Genomic DNA, 816 nt, shown 5'->3' on the forward strand with positions numbered 1-816 from the left:
CTTAGGCCAAGCCCATCGCATTGATTTACCTGCTGAATTAGGACCAAGATACATCGAGATGGCCTCGTTCGACGCATCTTCTTTAACCGATGAACAAAGGTGGTCTGTGGCCGCTCATTTAGCTGCGCGCTTAGCCTACTTCAAGGCTGAATCCCACGAGATCGCACAGTGGCACGGCTACGCAAGTTTTTCAGGTTGGCCAGAAACCATTTCCGCCTACTCGCTTGAAGACCTCTACTCCAACATGTTGGGAGCTAAAATTGTACTTAACCTCATTCAACAACATAAGATACTGAGCGAAAGAGAATACAACCAAAATGTCAGCTTGCTTCTCAATGCAAGTCTGCAAGAACTTGGCGTCGTTGATAAATCTCAATCAAAACTGGTATTAGCCGCCGTCGACGGTAAATGGTGGAACTCACACGAGTCAATCCCAAGCAAATTCATGGTTCTGCAACGTCACTATGACCTAGGAGATGTACAAACGCCCCACCGACTAACACCGGAGTTGTTAGGGAAAGAGAACTCGAACTTGCAGTATCTCGCGCAATCTCCCGCAATTGTGCTCACCTTACCAGAATCTGTAGAGTCGCTGGAGCTAGATGACATTGCCAAGTTAGTACTTGAAGTAGCGCCGAGTTATGCAGATACCTTCAACCACATCCCAAAACGTATCTGGTCAGAGCGTATCGAACATACTCAGTTTCCTGTCATTGCGAAGTATGCGGAGTTACAAGATGGTCAAGAAATGAAAGCGTTAGATGTGACGGAGAAGTAATTTAGAGAAACAATAGCTGTACATGATCTCTCATTAAG

Annotated in this window: 1 protein-coding gene; it reads left to right on the forward strand. The window is 46.0% G+C overall.

Features of this window, described 5'->3' with window-relative positions; translation table 11 throughout:
• A partial coding sequence (locus R7R24_RS25945) for a DUF4056 domain-containing protein (RefSeq protein ID WP_318119999.1) occupies nt 1–778 on the forward strand: 778 nt, incomplete at its 5' end.
• Nucleotides 779–816 lie beyond the last annotated feature (38 nt).

This window comes from Vibrio sp. 704 (assembly GCF_033339295.1).